This is a genomic window from Marinomonas sp. ef1, from assembly GCF_002806845.1.
Classification (GTDB): Bacteria; Pseudomonadota; Gammaproteobacteria; order Pseudomonadales; family Marinomonadaceae; genus Marinomonas; species Marinomonas polaris.
This window is the reverse complement of record NZ_NHTT01000003.1, coordinates 251,350-267,850: the sequence shown is the minus strand read 5'-3', so window position 1 is coordinate 267,850 and position 16,501 is coordinate 251,350. Positions and strand designations below refer to the sequence as shown.

The following is a 16,501-nucleotide window of genomic DNA, read 5'->3' as shown; positions in this document are numbered from 1 at the left end:
TTACATGTAAAAAGTAAAGCTATTGATGAGGTCTGATTTTTTCATATTCTAACAGTATAAACCTTGGAAACGACGAAAAAACTCAAATACAAAAATCATTAAAGGCTAAATGAAAGCAAATGATTTTAAAAACTAGAAATTAAGTAACACCTAAAATTCGCCATCCATTTCTTTCATCAATCCATCATAGCTGTACTCGACCTCACCGCTGTCGATTCCTTCTTGAATAAGGCTGCGAAGTGTTTGCAGTTTTGTCTCGTCAATGTTTTGCTGATCATTACTGCCATTGCTAGTTTTTGTATCTTTGTCCATTTATCTCTCCTGAGTTTACGAATGTTCATCATTATTTTAACCAAGTCCAAGTATAGTAAGTGACCACAACAAACATTTCGATACTACTCCAGCTCTAATCAACCCCAATAACGAAAAAGGCCGCCAATTGCTTGGCGGCCTATCTGGTTTCGCAGGTCATGGTGCTCTCCTTTTTATCTTAGATTTTGCTTGGATTTTAAAAAGGAAATCAGTTCTTCCTTGTTGATCATTTCAATGTGTTTGCCTCTGCGGATTGTGAGTTTTCCCGCTTGGGCTTCTTGCTCTCCTATTATGATAATGTTGGGGATTTTGAGTTCAAAGCTGCGTTTTATTTTGCGGCCAACGGAGTGATCGCCAAATTCACACAGGACGTTTATATCTTGTTGCTCTAGATCTGCTCGTATCAGATTGGCGTAGTCTAAAACAGAGTCATTAACAGAAACTAATGCGACGGGTTGCGGATGTATCCATTCGGGCAATACACCTTGCGACACTTCGAGCAGTATGCCGATCCAGCGTTCAATCGAGCCATAAACGGCTTGATGTAGGATAATCGGTTGTTCCGCTTTGCCCTGTTCATTGTCGAATTCTAATTCGAAACGATCTGGTAAGTTGAAGTCCAGTTGTATTGTTCCGCACTGCCAAATTCGCCCCATGGCATCTTGTAATGCCAGTTCAATTTTTGGCCCATAAAACGCGCCTTCACCAATTTGAATTTCAAAAGGAACACTTTCCGCCTGACAGGCTTCTTTAAGTATGTCTTCCGCACGTCGCCACGATGCATCGTCACCTAATGCTTGCTCTGGTTGAGTAGAGATTTTGACTTCTAGAGCTTGATAGCCGTAGTCGTTATAAATTTGTTTTGCCCGTTGAAGAAACTGGCCAACTTCATGTTTCACCTGAGACCAGGCACAAAAAACATGAGCATCATCTTGAGTAAACTGCCGCAATCTTAGGCAACCATTTAATGAGCCGGATGATTCATTACGATGCACTAAACCAAATTCAAATAGCTTCAGTGGTAAGTCTCGGTAGCTGTGTACGCCGCGCTTATACATCAATATATGAGCAGGACAAGACATGGGTTTTAAGGCATATTCTTGGTCGCCATTTTGCTCGCCACCAAAGAACATGTCTTGAGCATACATATCCATATGACCAGATATGTGCCATAGCTCTTTTTTCATTAACTGAGGTGTACGCACTTCTTTGAAGCCATATTGACGGTAACAGCGTCGCATGTGTTCTTGTATATTTTGAAACAAATGCCAGCCATTTGGATGCCAAAATAGCATTCCTGGTGCTTGTTGTTCTGAATGAAATAAATCGAGCTGTTCCGCGAGTTCGCGATGAGTTTTCATATCTTTCTCCTAATGAAAGATTTTTAGTGAAATACTCTGAGCGAACAACAAGAAATAGACATAAAAAAGCCCTCTGGCGATTCGCTCAGAGGGCTTTTTTAATCAAATAGCAGCTACCCTCCAAACAACCTTGTGGTCGTGGTGGTAGAGGTGCTGTATTGGAAAAAACTTAATAAAGGGTTCATGGGAATATCTTTATCACTTAATACCTTTTTAGACAACGGGTAAATAGTAAAACCTGTCTTTAATTCAATTGTATGCAAATAGCACGCTCTACTTTTCCGTTATCCGAATACAGTTGCGGCCACTTTCTTTGGCTTGATACAAGGCTGAGTCTGTTTGTTGGAATAGTTGTCGCGGATCTGAAATTAGTTCTGGCCAGCTTGATATGCCAATCGAAATGGTGATATTTTCGAGCAAGTACCCTTCATACTCTATTTGTGTTTTTTCAACAGCAGCCCTTAATTGCTCGGCTTTTCGTAAGCAGTCTTCACTTGTGACTCTAGGCATAACAACGACAAACTCTTCTCCTCCCAAACGACAAACAATATCACCTTCATGGAAAAAGTGACTCAGTAAGCTAGCGAGGGTTTTCAGTGCTTCGTCACCGGCAGGGTGACCATAGGTGTCGTTGAATTTTTTAAAGTAATCGATATCGCAAATCAGTAGCGATAACGCTTCTTGATTTTGTTCAGCAGATGCAATTTCATGTTCCATAACCTCAGAGAAAAAGCGGCGATTTTTTAACCCTGTGAGCTCATCTTCATAGGAAAAGCGTTGCAGTTCCTCGCGTAAGGCAATATTCGCTAAGGTAATGTTTATTTTTTCTACCGCTCGCTTTAGCAGTTTCATAAAGTGCGCTACAGGATACCCATTAAGAACGTCTGTTGCCTGAACTTGCAGTAGCGCAACATAACGAACAGAACCTTGCTGGTTAACGACTCTAAATGGAAAAACGCCCTGCTCGTTATTAAACTTAAGCTTGATCAGTGCTGTATTTTCAGGGAGAGGAGCGTCAATGGCATGACCCCAGCAGTGAACATTTCGCCATTCATCTGTAACCGCAATGCTAAATACACCAGAAAAAGGCGCACAAAGTGCTTCGATGTTATTGGTTATCTTTTCAATTCCTACTTCTAGTGTATGGCAGCTTTCTAGTTCAAAGATAATATCACTGACAATTTCAAGCTTTTCTTGCTGAAATAACAAACCATTAGCGCGTAATGCTTCTTGCTTTACCATAATGCTCAGCTGCTCGGTACGCTCAATGACTTTAGACTCTAATGATATATTCAGCTTCGCTAATCTTCTTTGAGTAGACAAATAATGGTTAAAAGACAAACCAATGATCGCTACAGAAAATAGCAGCGCACCACTAGAAACAGGAACAGAACTCCATGATATCCAATTATGTGCAACCGCCATATCAAGCATCATTACAGAGCAAAAACCAAAGTAAGCCAGAATAAGTAATTTTTGCTCCAGACGAACACGGTTAAACACCAATAGAACAAAAACTACCAGCAGGAGTAACGTCACGATAAACATGCCATCAAATGCTGGATAAAGCTGAGTAAGATGAAGGAGGCCAGACACGCTTCCAATTGCTGCTAACAACAAAAACACAAAATGAGCACGCCAGAGCCACTGAAAATGACGAACCTCTAAACCGGCATCTGATAACCACTCAGCCAACAACATAAACATTGGAATTGGGAGTAAAAAATACGCGTACGCACCGATATAGTTCCAAAGTAAGGGTTGATCCCAAATGAGCTTCATAGCTGGAATGTCTCCCAACACTAGTCCCGCTGCCGCAAGAGAAAAGAGACATACATTCAGAAATTGGCGACGCTGACCTTTTAACATGGCAAAAATAGCCGCCATTAACGCAATAAAAATGGTCACGCCAGCGACTATAAAACCTTGCAATGACTCTTCGATAATTTGTTTCAGGGCATCAACTCGCTCGGTGAGCTTTCGCTCTCCCCAAAAGCCAATATTTATATAATTTGAATACACCCGAAAATAGAGTGTTTTGCCCGCAAAATTCTCAGGCAGAGTAATCATGTGCCAAGGCCAACCAGCAAATACACCTACACCATTCTGATCTAACTGACCATGTTTATAAATAAGCTCACCATCCAAATACACTTCAGCCAATAAATCTATACTGGACGCGTAAAATACAGGATCTCTATAAACATGTTGCGGAAGTTTTATACGAAACCAAACATTATCGTGAGCACTACGAGCAGGTGGATCGGCAGGAAAAGCAATGGGTTGCCAATCAGCTAGGCTATTTTGTTGCGTCCATAAGGGAACACCATCAGAATTAAACGCAGAGTCTCCCCACGCATATTCCCAACCGTCACCTAAATTCATATCCTGCGCAGATACGTTTGCCGGCAAGCACAATAATGCTGTAGCAAAAAACAACGAAATAAAATAAAAAAATGCAGTCTGTAATTGCTTCAAGATATTACTCAACCAAAGCTTATATTAAGGGAACGAAATGCATCCTATGCATCTCAATACTTCAGTCACTTTCCTTTCATTAACAATATGCTCTTCCCCTTGGCATATTTACATCCTAACTCAAAGTAGATATTGGTATTGTAAAGAATCGTTTACAATTCTAAGTGAGTCTTCAATAAAGCAGCAGAACAATTTAAAACGCATTTTAAGAACGTCATGTTAGATCCTACATGACGCTACCCACTACTTGCCCTAGTCCTGACAAAACCTTTAACAAACTAAATCCCATATCTATTTGCTTCTAACAAAAACCCTTCTCTATAATGACATCCATATCCAACAGTCCAGCAGTTTTCAAGGCGGTTTTACGATGGTGTTTATAAAGGTTTCTTTTAAGGCCGCGCTGGCGGCGGTGTTAGTTGTGATGGTGGGTTGTAGTTCTTCGCCTACAGGTCGTAAGCAGTTTGCGGTGCTGCCAGACAGTCAAATGAATGAGATGGGTATTCAGTCTTTTACTGAGATGAAGAAGGAAACGCCTGCATCATCGGATGCGAAGTTACGTGAACAGGTACAATGTGTGGCGGATACACTAATTGCGGTGTTACCGGATAAATATCGTAATCAAGATTGGGAAGTTGTGTTGTTTAACGATGAGCAGGTAAACGCGTTTGCTCTGCCAGGCTATAAGGTGGGTGTTTATACTGGCTTATTAAAAGTAGCGGACAATCAATCTCAGTTGGCGGCAGTAGTTGGGCATGAGTTGGCGCACGTGATTGCGCGACACGGTAATGAGCGCGTTTCGACTCAGTTGGCGACTAGCCAAGCTTTGGCGCTAGGGTATCAGTTGAGTGGTGAGGAATCACCAGAGAAAATTGCAATTTTCCAAGCATTGGGGCTTGGTGCGCAGGTCGGTATTATTTTACCTTTCAGCCGTTCGCATGAATCAGAAGCCGATTTACTAGGCTTAGAATACATGGCGGAAGCGGGCTTTGATCCGCGAGAAAGCGTTCAGTTGTGGCGTAATATGAGTGCTGGCGGCGAGAGTAAAACACCTGAGTTGTTGTCGACTCACCCATCAAACTCTAATCGTATTAAAAATTTACAAGCCAATTTGCCAAAAAATCTGCCGATTTATGAAGCCTTGGTTGCGCAGAATAAAGAGGCAAAATGTTACTAAGTCTTAAATCAAGACCTTAAGCTAAAAACCATCAGAGACAAGTTAGAACGTAAAAGTTAATCGCGATTTAACCTGTCTCTGAGACGTTTAAGTGCTAATAAACAGATGTACTGGCCCTTTCCCTTTATTTCCTCCTTTCCAGTAAAAATCCATCAACTTCCCTCTGCTTTTTTTTTGCGATATATTCTAGACATTAGTCATAAGCAGAATTTATTAATCATAACCTAATACAAGTTCTGTAATATTTCGCGAATAAGGTGTAATTTCCACGAAGTTTCAAGCTGTACTCGGCATTTCATTAACATTTAGAAACATTGCATTCAAAATCTTTATGGTAATATTCGGCCAATTTTCTAAGACTGATTCTCATCTAGTCTTAGTGTTCAATTTATATTAAAACTCGCAAACCAATATATTGTATATATCGCTACCTAGAGATGTTTTGATAGTGAATAACAATCAGGCTCGATGTTATTAATCTGTATAAGTATGAGGGAAAAATGACGCTTATCTATTCGCATAGAACAATGCCATTATGGTTAGGAATTGTGTTGTTATGCGCTTTGAATGTGGCTCATGCGAACACCTCTACTCCTCTTTCAGATTATTTCAAAGACACTTGGTCTACTCATGAAGGCCTTCCACACAACAGTATTAATGCCATCGCGCAAACTTCTGATGGTTATATATGGTTTGCAACTTGGGAAGGTGTTGCCCGTTACAATGGTCGTGATTTTCGTTTTTATGAGCGCTCGGATAAAACGGGCATTTTAGATTCAGGTATTCGAACTCTCGTATCAGACTCTGATAATGGCTTGTGGATTGCTGGAGTGAGAGGTGGCATTACGTATCGCCAAGGTAATCTCTGGCAGCCACAATCTGCTGCTGCAAGTATGGTAAATAACGTGCTCAAAGACAGTTCCGGCGACCTTTGGATAGCCGTTGAAGGGTTGGGCGTTTTTCATCGGCCAAAGCCAAGTATTGAAAATGTTGCCACTGAAGAAGTTTGGGTATTACAGAACATTAGTGCTTACCGATTACTTGAAGACAGTAAAGGTCGAATTTTGGCGACAACTGAAGAAGGTTTATATCATCTAAATGGGCAAGACAAACAAGAAATATTAACTAAGTTCAATCTACCAAAGTTACATGTTTATTCCATTCTGGAAACTAACGACAAACGTCTATTGGTGGCCACTGAAAGAGGCGCTTTTATTTTAGAAGATAATAGAGCCAGCATTGTACATCCTAGTTTGGCAGGTGAAGCCATTAGCGCTCTAATGGAAGATGACGAAAACAACCTGTGGTTAGGTACTATCAAGAATGGCCTTATAAAGGTCAGCAATAGTCACATAGAAAGACTAAATACTCATTCTGGTTTGCCGAATAATCGTGTGTTATCCATATTACAGGACTTCGAAGGCAGCATTTGGATTGGCACTAATGGCGGTTTGGTGCGTCTGCGCAAAGCGCCTTTTACTACTTGGGCTAAGAGCCGCAATCTAGTAGGCGATTATGTTCGCAGCGTTATCGACATTGATTCCGATACTGTACTGGTTGGCTCAAGTGAAGGCCTTAGCCTTATTCATAACAATATCGCCCGTAATGCGCGCGCTAATAATAGCGCTCCTGTTTCTGTCCTTAGCTTTGCTAAGCAGCATGATGGTGGCATTTGGGTAGGCACTTATCTTAATGGTCTAATGCTCTGGAAAGATCAGCAATTAATCCCTCAGTTTGATCATGGAAATGGATTACCCAGCGATGAAGTCAGATCCATTTTAGAAGACAGTCACGGCAATTTATGGATTGGTACAACCAATGGCCTTGTGCAACGAAATGCCGCTGGCCAGCAACAAATTTTCACTCGCAATAATGGCCTACCTGACAATTACATCATGGCATTGGCGGAAGACGACCGAGGCCAAATTTGGGTAGGAACTGGAGTGGGTGTTGCCAAATTAACATCCAATGGTTTTGAAATTGTTCCTATTAATAACCTCGAAGAGGCTGAATATGCTTTTGGCTTCTGGATGGAGGAAGGTTATGTCTGGATTGCTACGGACCGCGGCTTAATTCGATATAACCAACAAGATGGACAGCTAGGCTTGGTTGGACGGCGCTCAGGCTTGCCCATAGATAAACTATTCCAAGTAGTTTATGACGGTACTAATGGGCTTTGGCTAACCAGTAATCGTGGCATTTGGCGAGTCGACTATCATGAGGCTCATGCTGTGGCTGATGGTCGCCAAAATGAGATTGCGTTTGAGCATTATTCAGAAAGTGATGGATTAGCAAGCGCTCAAGCAAATGGCGGCTCGAACCCTGCAGCGGTTGCTATGGACAATGGCAAGCTCTGGTTTGCCACTTCTAAAGGTGTTGCCATGATAGACAGCTCCACTATCTCGCAAAAAAACACAACACGCTTGCCTCTCACCATAGAATCTATATTGGCAGACGGATTTGAACTGTCTGCCAATCAGCAAAACATATTACCTGCAGGTACTAATAGAGTCGTATTTAACTATGCAGGACTCGGATACATCATGTCTTCCCGTATTGAATATCGGACAAGGCTAGTAGGTTTTGAAGATAACTGGGCTTCTAGGGGCAAAAATACCATTGCCGAATACACCAATTTAGCACCGGGTAAATATAAGTTTCTGGTCAGTGCCCGATACCCATATAGTGACTGGAATAATGCTGATCAAGTTTATGAGTTCACTATTTTACCCCACTTCTGGCAGCGCTTAGAGGTACAGATCGGCTTAGCGCTTTTGGTGCTGATCATTCTTGCTGGTAGCATAAAATGGCGCGTACAACGATTGCAAAAAAGTGAGTTAAAACTAAAAGCCCTAGTCGAAAAACAAACCTATGCATTGCGTCAACAATCGGAAGATTTCCAGCGTCAAGCCAATGAAGATAAGTTGACTGGTTTACCAAATCGACGTGCTTTTGATAAATGGCTCAGCGACAAGTTTATTCAAGCCAAGCAGCAACAAACACCGCTCGCCTTGGTTATTATGGATATCGACCACTTCAAAAAAATCAATGACCATTATTCTCATTTGATTGGAGATAAGGCGATAAAGGCGCTCGCTAAACAGCTACAACTGCTTGCCGATAATCAGATACATGCAGCTCGTTGGGGCGGTGAAGAATTCACCTTGATGATTAAAGATATGAATGATGCAGATGTGGCGGCTTATTGCGAAAATATACGTCATTGTATTGAAACTTATGACTATAGCGACATCGCAGCCGATTTGACCATGACGGTCAGTATGGGCGTGGCGTTTGCTCATCAAGTAGAGAGCTACCAAGATTTACTCCGCCTCGCCGACCAAGCCTTATATCGAGCCAAAGAGCAAGGCCGTAACCGAGTTGAAATTTGGCAGTAACAGCCTTTAAGTAATGACCTATTTCTAGCAGTTTCTTAAGCTTGCCGTATGTAGAATAAGATAAAAAATAGCTCTAGTTCATTGGAACCAGAGCTATTTTTCTAGAGATTTAGCTTGATGCTATATAAAGACAAGCCTAGTCATTAAGGCTTGTTGCCAGCCTGAACAAGGTTATCCACCTGCCCTAGGCCAATTCTTAGTTGATCGTCTCCACAGTAACCTTTGAGAATAATTCGGTCGCCATCTTCAACAAAGGTACGTTGCTCGCCATTACTCAATGTAATCGGATTCTTTCCGCCTACGGTGAGCTCAAGAAGAGAACCGGACTCTTCAAGATCTGGACCAGACTGAGTACCACTGCCAAATAGGTCTCCCGGTTTTAGATCACATCCATTCACTGTGTGGTGGGCCACCATTTGCGCAATAGTCCAGTAAGAGTCTTTGAAGTTACTTTTTGCAAGGCGTTCAGCGGGCTGATTGTTCGCTCGCATTTTGGCCGTTTCTATCCAAACCTCTAGCTTGATGTCTATCGCGCCTTTGGTGCGGTTCGCTTTAGAGTCTAGATAATCAAGCGGTTGAGGGTCTTCAGCATCTCGCGTCCAATCACAGCGATAAGGTTCCAGCGCCGCCATCGGTACGACCCAAGGACTTAGACTGGAAAAGAAGTTTTTCGACAAGAATGGCCCTAAAGGTTGATATTCCCATGCCTGAATATCGCGAGCAGACCAGTCGTTAAACATGGACACACCGAAAACATGCTGTTCAGCGTCGGCCATTGAAATAGGCGTTCCTAACTGGCTACCTTTGCCAATAAAAATCCCTAGCTCCAACTCATAATCAAGACGTTTACAGAGTTCTAATACTGGACGCTCGGCGTCAGGTGCTTTTAACTGCCCTGCCGGACGCTTGAATGCTTCGCCCGAGACACGTATGGAAGACGCTCGACCATGATAGCCAATCGGTATCCATTTGTAGTTTGGCAACAGAGGATTATCTGGACGAAACAATGACCCAACTCGTGTGGCATGATGCACAGACGTATAAAAATCTGTGTAGTCACCAATTTGACAAGGCAAATGAAAAGCAACCTCTGACTGAGGAATCAAGCAAGGCTCTACTTTGTCTTGGTAAGCGCTATTGCTGAACAATTCGGTCAAACGAAGACGCAGCGCATGCCATTGTTTATGACCTAGCCCCATCAGTTGATTCAGAGCATTTTGTTTGACGGCGTCACGCAAGCTATGATCCAAACTATCCAATAGCCCAGCTTCTTCAAGTGCGTTCAGATTAGCAATTTTATCGCCAATGCCGACACCAATATGATGTATTTGATCGGCACTGGAAAAGACTGCATAAGGCAAGTTCGCTAAGGGAAATTCGCAACCTGCCATGTTAGCGCTCGGCAACCAGCTGTTAATGCGATTGGTATTCACAGAACATCTCCTTAAGGTGACTTTGTTTAGTATTTATCATATTTAACTCACTTACAGTTGTGCATCAGCTTGGGCTTCTGGCCCCGCTTGCTTAAATGCTTCTAGCTGAAGACAGTTGGCTTCGATACGACACAATTTGGGATAGATTGTTAAGTCGACGTTAAAACGACGAGCGTTATACAGTTGAGGAATCAGACAGATATCCGCAAGCGATGGCGTGTTGCCATAACAAAAACCGTCATCTTCGACCATTAATTCCAAGGCGCCCAAGCCTTCGCTCACCCAATGCTGATACCAACTATTAACCGCATCGTCGTCTAAACCCACACTAGTACGAAGGTATTTAAGAACGCGTAAGTTGTTAATCGGGTGGATTTCACAGGCAATCGCTTGCGCCATCGCACGGACTTTGGCGCGCGCAAAAGGCGCTGCGGGAAGCAAAGGCGTATCAGGATGGCAATCATTGATGTATTCGATAATAGCCAAAGATTGCGTTAGTACGCCCTCTTCATCTTGCCAACTCGGCACCAAGCCTTGCGCATTTAACGACTTATATTCAGGGGAATGCTGCTCACCGCCGCCGTTAACCAAGTGAACGAAAGCGGTGTCATAAGATAAACCCTTTAGAGCAAGCGCAATTCTGACTCGATAGGCTGCAGAAGAGCGCCAATAAGAATAAAGCGTACCAACGTTTTCCATTACTTCATCCTTTACGCATTAGTTTCGATGACGCCACGAGCTACTTGATCGCGCTCTATGGATTCAAACAAGGCTTTAAAGTTGCCTTCCCCAAAACCGTCATCGCCTTTGCGTTGGATAAACTCAAAAAACACTGGGCCTAACTGATTGGTAGAGAATATTTGCAGCAATAATCGTGGCGCGCCGTCGATAGTGCCATCCAGCAAAATACCGCGCGCTTTCAGCTCATCGACCTTTTCACCATGACCAGAAAGGCGCTCTTCCAGCATGTCGTAATAGGTCTCCGGTGGTGCCGTCATCAGCTGAATACCACTGGCACGCAAGGAATCGACACTGGCCATTAAATTGTCTGTGCGCAAAGCAATATGCTGAATGCCTTCGCCATTGAAAGACATAAGAAACTCTTCAATTTGACCTGAGCCACCAGCTGCTTCTTCATTCAAGGGAATACGAATTTTCCCATCGGGAGCCGTCATCGCTCGTGACGTTAAACCAGTATATTCACCCTTGATATCGAAGTAACGAATCTCACGAAAGTTAAATAAGGTTTCATAGAAGCGTCCCCAATAGGCCATACGACCTCGGTAGACATTGTGAGTCAGATGGTCAATCTCGTAAAAGCCATGACCTACAGGCTTTTTATCTACATCTGGCAGGAACTCGAAATCAATATCATAGATGGATAAACCATCGTCATAACGGTCGATTAGATAAATAGGCGCGCCACCAATCCCCTTGATTGCAGGCAACCTAAGTTCCATAGGACCAGTCGGAATATCCATTGGTTTAGCACCTTTAGATAGAACATACTCGTAGGCTTTGTGTGCATTTTTAACACGAAACCCCATGCCTGCTGCGGCATTGCCGTGTTCCTGACCAAAGTAATAGGCCTCACTGCCTTTTTCTTTATTTAAGATAAAATTAATGCCGCCTTGTCGATAAAGCTCGACATCTTTCGAACGGTGTTTCGCGACTAATTCAAACCCCATAAGCTGAAACACTTCCGCTATTTTCTCTGGGTTGGGGCCTGCAAACTCTACAAATTCAAAACCGTCTAATCCAACTGGGTTTTCAAATAAATCTGCCATTTCTGTATTCCTATTTATCGTTATATTTGGAAAATAATGTATTTAAAAGGCAATGATTTTAAGCCTGTGAAGGCGGCGGAATAGCAATCCCCCGCACACTTCGAGACCAGTGGAGTGCAATAGATAATTGTAGACGCCCAGAGCAAAGATTACCCATTGTGGCTGTCCGTACTTTTGTTGTTCCTACTTTTGTTATCCGGTACGTTGAACTCTTTAATAATTTGGCTAGCTGGTTGAATGTCTTTCCAACAGCCGACATAGTCTTTTTGACGTTCAGTCGCATTCGCTGCAAAGTGGGTAATTCGCTGAGGCGCACTGGTTTCAAACATAAACGCGAGTGTTCCTGATAATTTATGGGGAGTCAATTCTGACGCTGATGCTTTTGAAAACGCATCATAATCAGGGCCATGTGGCGAACCAGCATTATGAAGACTAGCACCTCCAGGCAAAAAACCATTCGGTTTAGCGTCGTACGTACCGTAAATTAATCCCATAAACTCAGCCATGACATTACGATGATACCAAGGTGGACGAAAGGTATTTTCAGCAACCAACCAACGATCACCAAATACCACCACATCTATATTTGCCACACCGGCAGTTTGACTTGGTGACGTCAGAACCGTAAAAATCGAAGGATCAGGATGATCATAGCTTATCGAGCCAAGAGTATTAAAGCGTCTCAAGTCATATCGATAAGGAGCATGATTTCCATGCCAACCAAGCACATCAAATGGCGAATGTTCAAGGGTGAATTCACGAAAGCGCCCTTCTCTCTTTTCAATCACCCAAGTTGCTGTTTGTTGCTCTACAAAGCTCGCCGTTGGATATTCAAAGTCTCGTTCATTCGCCAAACCATTCGCGCCTATGGCACCACGATTAGGCAATTCAAAAGGTGAACCATAATTTTCTAACAAGTAAATTTGGGTTGTATTTTCAGTGCTTAATTCAACAAATGCAGAACGCGGAATAACACCAAGCGAGCCAACACCAATATCCAGCACACCAAACTCAGTCCGCAAGCTAATAGACGAACTGATCGGCATGACCAACATTTCTGCATCATGGTTTTGTAATACAGGCTGTTGCTTCTCATGCAATGTAGCAATACTCGCTGACATACCAATTTGCGAGCTTGCAGAGCCTGCGATAGTTAAGGTGCGAACAGACTCAACCCAATGCCCTTCTGCAGCCGCTAATGGATTCCATCTAAGCGGATCAAAGGCGATTTGCGTATTGCTATCGTCTGATTGAGATACCCAGTTAACGAACTCAACCAAGTCTCCGTCAGCTCGATGCGCAATACTAGGTCTAATGCGGTACATCCAGCTACGTAGATTGTGTCCTTGGGGTGCCGTAAATGCAGAGCCACTGATCTGTTCTGCATATAAACCAAATGCGCAGCGCTGAGGACTGTTCTGTCCAATAGGCAAAACGCCCGCTAACGCCTCGGTCGAATGATAATTTCTAAAGCCGCTGAGATAAGACATGACTTAAGCCGAAATAGTAAGTGAAAATATATATAATCATTTCAAATGAAACGAGTCAACTCATTTCATTTGAAATGAATAAGCTGCTTTTGTAGGCAAATTTTTTTATAGGTTGCTTGCAAGTTAAGCTTTACACTAGGCTCTATCGCGGTCCATAAGCACACGCTCTTGTATATTTTTGATGTTTAAAGAGTCTTAGAAAAGGTAAGTAAATGTTTGATCTAAATAACTTCATTCCATATCGCCTTAATCAGGCCGCTCAGCAAACATCCGAAGCCTTGGCTCGTAAATATAGAAATCAATATGGATTAACCGTTCCTGAATGGCGCGTGCTGGCTCACTTAGGTAAGTATGACAAGCTCTCAGTAAGAGATTTGGAAAAAGCCATCGGCTTAGATAGAGTCGCAGCGTCTCGGGCGGGAACAAGCCTGTGTAGCAAAGGCTGGGTGCAAAAAATCGTCAATGAACAAGACCGTCGCTTGGTCGAGTTTTCCCTGACCGACGTCGGCCGAGAACATTATGGAAAAGTCGTTGTACTCGCCACTTCTACAGAAGAATTACTGCTAAAGACACTAAGTAAATCTGACCAGAAAAAGCTGTTAGAACTGCTTTGCAAAGTAGAAGAAGCCGCTAGAAGAATCACCTAGCGGTTTCCCATCACATTATAAATTCCGCGTTGTACTCTTCTCTTTCAAAGCCTGCGCGCTAGGCTCACTAACAACATGCAGCGTTCGTTGAGGAAACGGAATCGTCAAGCCTGCCGCTTCAATCGACTCTTTAACTTGTTTGTTTAAGTCCCAGTAAGTCGGCCAATAGTCATCCGTTTTTGCCCACGCTCTAAGTTGAATATTCACCGAGCTGTCCATCATAGACACAACCATTGCCTGAGGAACAGGATCAACCAAGAGTCGAGGCTCACCTACCGCCACTTGCCTAAGCACAGATAAACCTACATCAATAGAATCCGAATAAGATATTCCGACAACAATATCCATTCGTCTCTTACCATTTCGAGTGAAATTTTTAATGTGGCCACCCCACAAAACACTATTAGGGCAAGCGATATATAAGCCATCGACGGTCTCAAAAACGCAGGTAAATAGATTTATTTCTTTTACCGTTCCTTGCGTAGAGCCAAATTCAATAAAGTCACCCGCTCGAAATGGCCGCAATATCAGCAACATAATCCCCGCGGCAATATTACTTAATGTGTCTTTTAACGCTAATCCAATTGCCAAACCGGCCGCACCAACTAAGGCAATAAGACTGGCCGTATTGACACCAAATATATCTAAAATAAACACGCCACCTATAACATAAACCGCATAACTGACGACGGTTGAAAATATAGGTATCAAAGTTGCATCTAGCTTATTAAGCTTAGAATTCGTATTCAGTATTGCCCTTCGCACAGCTTTTGCTATGTATGAACTGGCTATGAATATTACGATTGCCAATACAATTTTATAACCAAGAGCAATGATTGTGTTGGAATGATTTTGCCAAAATTGAGCGAATAACTCTTCCATAGACTTCTCTTCTTAATTCCTGTCTGACCGATAAAATTTTAAATTACCCAATGACTGATGAGACTAACCAGACATTATAAGCGGCAAAAGCGAGCAACAGAACGGCTCCTTCATAGCGATTAATACGACCAGCTCGACGGAAACCATATGCCATAATTAATAACACAACCGTCATCCCCATCATCACCAGCCAATCGCGTGACAGTACATCGGCAGACAAGTTTGTCATTGGCGATATAGTACCCGCAATCCCTATTACTGCCAGTAGGTTAAACATGTTCGAACCAACCACATTACCAATGGCAATATCATGTTCACCTTTTCTAACGGCAATAATAGAAGCCGCCAGTTCTGGCAGCGACGTTCCCAATGCAACAATCGTAAGGCCGATAATCAAATCGCTCACCCCAAATGCCTGGGCAATATTCACCGCTCCCCATACCAATACACGAGAACTAATGATCAACACAACAAGACCAAACACCAACCAAAAAATGGCTCTGGATTTAGACATAATATGAGTCACCAGCTCTTGTTCCATTTCGCCTTCGAGTGCATCACCTTTGCCTTTCATTGCAGAATAAATACTCCAGCCAACCAAAGCAAAAAAACCAACCAACAAAAGTGCAGACTCAAAACGTGTCAACGACCCATCCCAAATCAAATAACCAAATACCAAACCAATTAACAGCAACAACGGAAGTTCTTTTCGAACAATATTAGATTGCACCATAATCGGCGCAATCAGGGCCGTCACACCCAAAATCAACCCCGTATTTACAATATTCGAACCCAGCGCATTACCCAAAGCAAGATCAGGATTACCATCCATTGCTGCCATCGCAGACACCACCATTTCTGGTGCCGAGGTACCAAAACCAACAATCACCATACCAATCAGCAATGGAGGCATACCTGCGTATTTTGCCGCCACAGCCGCCCCTTCCACAAACCGATCCGCACTCCACACCAGCAAAATAAAACCACCTAATAACGCGAAAATAGCGAGCGTCATAGGGCCACCTCACGGATAAAGGAAAAAGACGATGTATAAAAAACAGTGGACAGAAATCGTAATGATCTCGACAAACAAAACACAAAAGTTAGAAAAGCAATGATAGGAAACACAGTCTTACCCTCGGGGTGGAAATGACAAAAGGCAAGAATTGCCCTCCACCCCGAGAACAACGCTTGCCTTAAGTCTGGTCAATCCAAAAAACTGGACATAACCGCCACGAACGATTGTTCGGAGACTGTTGACGGTTATCTCAGCCAAAGCTGAGAGACTACTCCCCTAAGGTTTTGCGAATCATATTCCTATTTATATTGCTTAACAATACACAGTATTTAAGTTTTCGCCTGTGTCACGTTTTATATCATGGTGGCTTTGTATTACGTGGTAGCTTTGTATTACGTGGTGGACATGCCACCTGAAGTGTCTTAAGGAAAGTAGCCGAATGCACTGTCGATCTCGTACTATGGAAGGGCTTTAGTTTCACTCTGATCACAAATATTTCTTGCTCATTTAAGGTAATA

At 42.9% G+C, this 16,501-nt stretch carries 12 protein-coding genes; 3 read left to right on the top strand and 9 right to left on the bottom strand.

Going from position 1 to position 16,501, the window contains the following annotated elements; translation table 11 throughout:
• Nucleotides 1–150: 150 nt before the first annotated feature.
• From CCS02_RS22240 to CCS02_RS05925, 3 genes are all read right to left on the bottom strand, one after another.
• Complete coding sequence (locus CCS02_RS22240) at nt 151–312, bottom strand: type II toxin-antitoxin system ParD family antitoxin (RefSeq protein ID WP_198432013.1); 162 nt, start codon at nt 310–312, stop codon at nt 151–153.
• Between the two features lie 173 nt (nt 313–485).
• Entirely contained in the window at nt 486–1,673 is a 1,188-nt protein-coding gene (gene thrS, locus CCS02_RS05930; protein WP_100636088.1) for a threonine--tRNA ligase, read from the bottom strand.
• Between the two features lie 273 nt (nt 1,674–1,946).
• Nucleotides 1,947–4,151, bottom strand: a complete 2,205-nt coding sequence (locus tag CCS02_RS05925) for a GGDEF domain-containing protein (protein WP_157807975.1) — start codon at nt 4,149–4,151, stop codon at nt 1,947–1,949.
• Nucleotides 4,152–4,521: 370 nt separating this feature from the next.
• Here CCS02_RS05925 and CCS02_RS05920 point away from each other — a divergent pair, with 370 nt between their 5' ends.
• Both CCS02_RS05920 and CCS02_RS05915 read left to right on the top strand, forming a co-directional pair.
• Complete coding sequence (locus CCS02_RS05920) at nt 4,522–5,328, top strand: M48 family metallopeptidase (protein ID WP_100185641.1); 807 nt, start codon at nt 4,522–4,524, stop codon at nt 5,326–5,328.
• Nucleotides 5,329–5,828: 500 nt separating this feature from the next.
• Nucleotides 5,829–8,726 (top strand): ligand-binding sensor domain-containing diguanylate cyclase, encoded by a 2,898-nt coding sequence (locus CCS02_RS05915; protein WP_100636086.1) that lies wholly within the window; start codon nt 5,829–5,831, stop codon nt 8,724–8,726.
• Nucleotides 8,727–8,869: 143 nt separating this feature from the next.
• On the opposite strand, the gene fahA is transcribed toward CCS02_RS05915, so the two are convergent.
• From fahA to hmgA, 4 genes are all read right to left on the bottom strand, one after another.
• Nucleotides 8,870–10,159, bottom strand: a complete 1,290-nt coding sequence (gene fahA, locus CCS02_RS05910; protein ID WP_100636085.1) for a fumarylacetoacetase — start codon at nt 10,157–10,159, stop codon at nt 8,870–8,872.
• 51 nt (nt 10,160–10,210) lie between these two features.
• Entirely contained in the window at nt 10,211–10,858 is a 648-nt protein-coding gene (gene maiA / locus CCS02_RS05905) for a maleylacetoacetate isomerase (protein ID WP_100636084.1), read from the bottom strand.
• An 11-nt stretch (nt 10,859–10,869) separates the two neighbouring features.
• Nucleotides 10,870–11,946: a 4-hydroxyphenylpyruvate dioxygenase gene (gene hppD, locus CCS02_RS05900; protein ID WP_100636083.1), complete on the bottom strand. Its 1,077-nt coding sequence runs from the start codon at nt 11,944–11,946 to the stop codon at nt 10,870–10,872.
• Nucleotides 11,947–12,095: 149 nt separating this feature from the next.
• A complete protein-coding gene (gene hmgA, locus CCS02_RS05895) occupies nt 12,096–13,436 on the bottom strand; it encodes a homogentisate 1,2-dioxygenase (RefSeq protein ID WP_100636082.1) in 1,341 nt (446 codons plus the stop codon).
• A 212-nt stretch (nt 13,437–13,648) separates the two neighbouring features.
• Between hmgA and CCS02_RS05890 the strand changes: the two genes are divergently transcribed.
• Complete coding sequence (locus CCS02_RS05890) at nt 13,649–14,083, top strand: MarR family winged helix-turn-helix transcriptional regulator (protein ID WP_100636081.1); 435 nt, start codon at nt 13,649–13,651, stop codon at nt 14,081–14,083.
• 15 nt (nt 14,084–14,098) lie between these two features.
• On the opposite strand, the gene CCS02_RS05885 is transcribed toward CCS02_RS05890, so the two are convergent.
• Both CCS02_RS05885 and CCS02_RS05880 read right to left on the bottom strand, forming a co-directional pair.
• The gene (locus CCS02_RS05885) at nt 14,099–14,965 is read right to left on the bottom strand and encodes a mechanosensitive ion channel family protein (RefSeq protein ID WP_100636080.1); all 867 of its coding nucleotides are present in this window, start codon (nt 14,963–14,965) and stop codon (nt 14,099–14,101) included.
• 43 nt (nt 14,966–15,008) lie between these two features.
• Entirely contained in the window at nt 15,009–15,980 is a 972-nt protein-coding gene (locus CCS02_RS05880; protein WP_072840033.1) for a calcium/sodium antiporter, read from the bottom strand.
• Nucleotides 15,981–16,501: the final 521 nt, after the last annotated feature.

What these genes read in the sequence shown, in the direction of transcription:
- CCS02_RS22240 (WP_198432013.1), bottom strand. Translation starts at nt 312, where the DNA reads ATGGACAAAGATACAAAAACTAGCAATGGCAGTAATGATCAGCAAAAC.
- thrS (WP_100636088.1), bottom strand. Translation starts at nt 1,673, where the DNA reads ATGAAAACTCATCGCGAACTCGCGGAACAGCTCGATTTATTTCATTCA.
- CCS02_RS05920 (WP_100185641.1), top strand. Translation starts at nt 4,522, where the DNA reads ATGGTGTTTATAAAGGTTTCTTTTAAGGCCGCGCTGGCGGCGGTGTTA.
- CCS02_RS05915 (WP_100636086.1), top strand. Translation starts at nt 5,829, where the DNA reads ATGACGCTTATCTATTCGCATAGAACAATGCCATTATGGTTAGGAATT.
- maiA (WP_100636084.1), bottom strand. Translation starts at nt 10,858, where the DNA reads ATGGAAAACGTTGGTACGCTTTATTCTTATTGGCGCTCTTCTGCAGCC.
- hppD (WP_100636083.1), bottom strand. Translation starts at nt 11,946, where the DNA reads ATGGCAGATTTATTTGAAAACCCAGTTGGATTAGACGGTTTTGAATTT.
- hmgA (WP_100636082.1), bottom strand. Translation starts at nt 13,436, where the DNA reads ATGTCTTATCTCAGCGGCTTTAGAAATTATCATTCGACCGAGGCGTTA.
- CCS02_RS05890 (WP_100636081.1), top strand. Translation starts at nt 13,649, where the DNA reads ATGTTTGATCTAAATAACTTCATTCCATATCGCCTTAATCAGGCCGCT.
- CCS02_RS05885 (WP_100636080.1), bottom strand. Translation starts at nt 14,965, where the DNA reads ATGGAAGAGTTATTCGCTCAATTTTGGCAAAATCATTCCAACACAATC.
- CCS02_RS05880 (WP_072840033.1), bottom strand. Translation starts at nt 15,980, where the DNA reads ATGACGCTCGCTATTTTCGCGTTATTAGGTGGTTTTATTTTGCTGGTG.